At 71.1% G+C, this 5,799-nt stretch carries 1 protein-coding gene; it reads left to right on the forward strand.

Annotated features, from left to right (window positions below; translation table 11 throughout):
- A partial coding sequence (locus ABZX79_RS37585; RefSeq protein WP_355268493.1) for an amino acid adenylation domain-containing protein occupies positions 1 to 5,799 on the forward strand: 5,799 nt, incomplete at both ends.

The following is a 5,799-nucleotide window of genomic DNA, read 5'->3' on the forward strand; positions in this document are numbered from 1 at the left end:
CCGCAGGACGTGGCGCGTTCCCCGGAGGACTTCCTCGATCTGCTGGTCGAGCAGCGCGTCACCGTTCTCAGCCAGACCCCGACGGCCTTCCGGGCGCTGGTGGCCGCGGCGGGCGACGGAGATCCGCGCATCGACCGCCTCGCCCTGCGCTACGTCGTCTTCGCGGGCGAGAAGCTGGAGTTCCGGGACCTGCGGCCGTGGACCGACCGGCTGGGCCTGGACGCCCCGGCCCTGGTCAACATGTACGGCATCACCGAGACCACCGTGCACACCACGTTCTACCGGGTCGCCGAGGACGACCTGGAGGCCGCCGCCGGCAACCCGATCGGCGTACCGCTCGCCGATCTGCGCATCCACCTGCTGGACGCGGCCGGTGAGCTGGTCCCCATCGGCGTACCGGGTGAGATCCACGTGGGCGGCGCCGGTGTGGCCCGCGGCTACCTCGGCCGCCCCGCCCTCACCGCGGAGCGGTTCGTGCCCGACCCCTTCGGCCCGGCCGGCGCCCGCCTGTACCGCAGCGGCGACCTCGCCAGGCGCCGACCCGACGGCAGCCTCGACTACCTGGGCCGCATGGACCACCAGGTCAAGATCCGTGGTTACCGCATCGAGCTCGGCGAGATCGAGGCCATACTGGCCGGCCACCCGCACATCCGGGACACGGTCGTCGTCGTACGCGAGGACACGCCGGGCGACAAGCGTCTGGTGGCCTATCTCGTGCCGGTCCATGGCGAGAGCGCTCCAGGCGCGACGGAGCTGCGCGAGCTGCTCGGCCGGGACCTGCCCGATTACATGGTCCCCGTCGCGTTCGTGCGACTCGAAGCCCTGCCGCTCACCGCCAACGGCAAACTCGACACGCGGTCCCTGCCCGTGCCGGGAGGAGAGTCCTTCCTCCAGGGCGGGTACGTCGCCCCCCGCACCCCGGTCGAGGAGCGGGTCGCCGCGGTGTGGGCCACCGCACTCGAAGTCGACAGGGTCGGCGTGTACGACAGCTTCTTCGACCTGGGCGGCGACTCGATCCGCGCCGTGGCCCTCGTCGGCACGCTGCGCTCCGAAGGTTTCGATCTGTCGGTGCGTGACGTCTTTGCCCACCGCTCCGTGGCCGAGCTGTGCGAACTGCTCACCGGCAGGCCGGCCCTCTCCGGTGAGGCGCAGACCTTGGTCAAGCCCTTCGAGCTGATCTCCGCCGAGGACCGGGAGCAGCTGCCCGACGGCATCGTCGACGCCTACCCGCTGTCGCAGATCCAGACGGGCATGGTCATCGAGATGCTGGCCGACGAGGGCCAGAACAACTACCACAACGTCTCTTCGTTCCGGATCCGCGACGACAAGCCGTTCTCCGCCGCCGCCTTCGAGGAAGCGGCCAGGACCCTCGTGGCACGGCACGAGGTGCTGCGCACCTCGCTGCACCTCACCGCATACTCGGTGCCCCTGCAGCTCGTGCACGCCCACGCCGACATTCCCGTCGGTGTGCAGGACCTGACCCACCTGGACGAAGCAGGCGCCGAGGCGGCGTTGCGCGAGTTCGTCGCACGTGAGCGCGCCTCGCTCTTCGACCTGGGCACGCCGTCGCTCATGCGCTTCCACGCCCACCGCACCGCCGGCGACGGCCTGTGGATCTCCGCCACCGAGTGCCACCCCATCCTGGAGGGCTGGAGCCACCACTCGATGCTCATGGAACTCCTGGGCTGCTACCGCGAGATCCGGGACGGTCACGGCGTCGGCCCCTTCGAGGCCCCCGAAGTACGCTTCGCCGACTCCATCGCCGCCGAACTCACCTCGCTCTCCTCCGAGGAGGATCGTGCGTACTGGCGGGATGTCGTCGACGGGTACACCAAGTTCACGCTGCCCGCAGGGTGGGGCGAGGACCGGGACACACCACGCCGGGCCCATCATGTGATGGTGCCCTGGGCCGACCTCGAGGCAGGGCTGCGCGCGCTTGCCACCAAGGCGGGCGCCTCCCTCAAGAGCGTTATGGTGGCCGCCCACGCCAAGGTCATGAGCCAGCTCACCGACGCCCCGGCCTTCCACTCCGGGCTCGTCTACGACGTACGTCCCGAGGTGCTGGGCGCCGACCGCGTGTACGGCATGTACCTGAACACCCTGCCGTTCCCCACCGACCGCTCGGCCGGCACCTGGCTGGAGCTCGTACGGCAGGTCTTCGCCCGCGAGGTCGAGTCGTGGACGCACCGCAGGCACCCGCTGCCCACGATCCAGCGGGAGCTCGCCGCCGGCACGCGCCTGATCGACGTGTTCTTCAACTACCAGGACTTCCGGCAGGTCGACGCGGCGCTGGTCGACGACGCGGTGGGCATCGACGACAGCCCGACCGAGTTCCCTCTGACCGTCTCCTCGCGCAACAAGCACGTCTTCCTCACGGCCGACTCATGGGCGCTCAGCCGCACCCACGCCGAGCGCGTCGGCGCCATGTACCGGGCGGTCCTGGAGTCGATGGCGGCGGACCCCGGAGCGGACGCAAGGGCCACCTTCGTGGCGCCGGAAGAGCGGGAGTCCCTCCTTCTGGAGTGGGCGGTCAACCCCGCCGAGACCGTCACCCGTACCGTGCTCGAACTCTTCGAGGAGCAGGTGGCGCGCACTCCGGACGCCACCGCCGTCGTCTTCGGTGGTACGCGCGTGTCGTACGCCGGCCTCGAAGCCCGTGCCAACCGGTACGCCCACCACCTGCGTGCCCTGGGAGCGGGACGGGAATCCGTCGTCGGCGTGCTGCTGGACCGGGGCGTGGACCTGGTCGCCGTGCTCCTCGGCGTCTGGAAGGCCGGGGCCGCGTACCTTCCGATGGACCCGGTCCTGCCCGCCGACCGTGTGGCACACATGCTGTCCGACGCCCGCGCCGCGGCGATCGTGACGCACTCCGCGTACGAGGACCGTCTGCCCGGCTCCTCGCGGACCCGCCGCCTGCTGACCGACCGGGACGGCTCCGCCGTCGGCAGCTGGCCGAAGACGGCCCTCTCCAGGCCGGCCGGCCTCGATGAACTGGCCTACGTCATCTACACCTCCGGCTCCACGGGCCTGCCCAAGGGGGTCCTGGTCCCGCACCGCGGCCTCGCCAACCACGTGCGGTGGGCCGTGGACGAGCTCGCCGCCGCGGGTACCACGGGCGCGCCGCTGTTCTCGTCCATCGCGTTCGACCTCGTGGTGCCCAACCTGTGGGCGCCGCTGACGGCCGGCCAGCCCGTACACCTGTTGCCCCAGGATCTCGACCTCGGCGGTCTCGGCGCGGCCCTGGCCGCGGCCGGCCCGTACAGTTTCGTGAAGCTGACCCCCGCCCACCTGGAGGTCCTGACTCACCAGCTGTCCCCGGAACAGGCCCGCGACCTCGCGCCGGTCCTCGTTGTCGCGGGAGAGGCACTGACCCGGCGAGTGGTCGGGGCTTGGCGCGCGCTGTCTCCGACGACCGCTCTCGTAAACGAGTACGGGCCGACCGAGGCATCGGTGGGCACCTGCACCTTCCCTGTACCGCAGGACGCCTCTGCCGATGTCATGCCGATCGGGCGGCCGCTGCCGAACGTGACGATGTACGTACTCGACGGCCGGCTCCAGTCACTGCCCGTGGGCGTGCCCGGTGAGCTGTACGTCGGCGGGGCCGGGGTGGCGCGCGGCTACCTCGACCGGCCCGCGCTGACGGCCGACCGCTTCGTGCCCGACCCGTACGGGCCGCCAGGAGCACGGCTGTACCGCACCGGAGACGTGGTGCGTACGCTCCCGGACGGCAACGTCGAGTTCCTGGGCCGCGGTGACGGACAGGTCAAGATCCGCGGCTACCGCGTCGAACTCGGTGAGATCGAGGCCGCGCTCGGCGACCACGACGAGGTCTCGGACGCCAGGGTCCTGCTGCGTGAGGACACTCCCGGCGACAAGCGGCTCGTCGCGTACATCGTGCCGGCGGGCGAGGACGCCCCGGCCCCGGAGGCGCTGCGCGAGGCTGTCGCCCGCACCCTGCCGGAGTACATGGTTCCGTCGGCGTTCGTGGAGCTGGAGTCCCTCCCGCTGACAGCGAACGGGAAACTGGACCGTGCCGCGCTGCCGGTGCCCGGAGAGGGCGCCTTCGCCCTGGCCGCAACCGTGGCGCCGCGTACCCCGATGGAGGAGCGGGTGGCCGCCGTGTGGGGGCGGGTGCTCGGAGTGGAGCAGGTCGGGGTCCTTGACGGCTTCTTCGATCTGGGCGGCGATTCGATCCGTGCGGTGGCGCTGATCGGTGCGTTGCGCGCCGAGGGCCTCGACGTGTCGGTACGGGACGTGTTCCAGCGTCGTACGGTGGCGGGGCTCGCCGAGTCGCTGACCGGGCGGTCGGTGCTGGCCGCCGGGGACGTGTTCGTCGAACCGTTCGCGTTGATTCCGGCGGAGGACCGGGAGCGGCTGCCGGAGGGGCTGGACGACGCGTACCCGCTGTCGCAGATCCAGACCGGCATGCTCGTGGAGACCCTCGCCGACGACCGGAACAACTACCACAACGTCAACGTCTACCGGGTGCACGACGACAGGCCCGTGGACCTCCCCGCCTTCCGCGCCGCGGTCGAGGAGGTAGTGGCCCGCCACGAGGTCCTGCGCACCTCCGTACACCTCAGTGGGTTCTCGGTTCCACTGCAACTCGTGCACGCACACGTCGGCGTACCGACGGAGCTGCGCGACCTCAGCCATCTCGGCGAGGACGCGCAGCGGCAGGACATGACCGCGTTCGTGGCCGCTCAGCGGGCCGACGTCTTCGACCTGTCCGCGTCCCGCCCCCTGCTGCGGGTCTTCGCGCACCAGCTCGGCGGCGACTCGTGGCTGTGCACCTTCACCCAGAGCCACGCCGTCATGGACGGCTGGAGCAACCAGCTGTTCCTCGTCGATCTGGTCGCCTGCTACCAGCGGATACGTGACGGTTCGGAGCCCGAGCCGTACGACGCCCCCCGGGTGCGCTTCGCCGATTCCATCGCCGCCGAGCTGAAGGCTCTCGACTCCGCGGAGGACCGTGCCTACTGGCAGGGCGTCGTCGAGGGCCACGCCAAGTTCACGCTGCCCGCGGACTGGCACGGCGACCTGGACCGGCCTGCCGAGACCGTGCGGGCCGGTGTGCGGTTCGGGGACCTGGCGGACGGGCTGCGCACCCTGGCCAGGACGGCGGGCGTATCGCTGAAGAGCGTCATGACCGCCGCCCACATCAAGGTCATGAGCCAGCTCACCGACGAGCCGGCGTTCCACACCGGCCTTGTGACCCACTGCCGGCCGGAGGCGGCCGGCGCCGAACGGCTCTACGGCACCTTCCTCAACACGCTGCCGTTCCCCGCGGACCGGACCGCCGCCACCTGGCGGGACCTGGTCCGCCAGGTGTCCGACCGGGAGATCGAGGCCTGGCCGTACCGCCACTTCCCGATGCCGGAGATCCGGCACACCGGCGGGCAGCGCCTGATCGACGTGTTCTTCGGCTACCTGGACTTCCACGCGATGGACTCCGAAGTGGCCGAGGACGGCTGGGGCTTCAACGACGCCCCCAACGAGTTCGCCCTCGCCATCACCTCGCTGGCCGGAATCCTCAGCCTCCGCAGCACCTCCCACGTCCTCAGCCGGCACAACGCCGAGCGCATCGCGGGGATGTTCCGTGCGGTGCTCGAAGCGATGGCAGCGGACGCCGAGGGCGACGCGCGAGCGGTGTATCTGCCGCAGGCCGAGCGGGAGTTGTTGCTGGGTGGGGGGCCGGTGGGGCCGTTGGAGGGTGTGTCGCGGTGTGTGCATGAGGTGTTTGAGGAGCGGGTGGTGGCGACGCCGGATGCTGTCGCGGTGGTTGCCGGTGGTGAGGAG

The sequence above is a fragment of the Streptomyces sp. NPDC002994 genome (genome assembly GCF_040611155.1).
GTDB lineage: Bacteria > Actinomycetota > Actinomycetes > Streptomycetales > Streptomycetaceae > Streptomyces.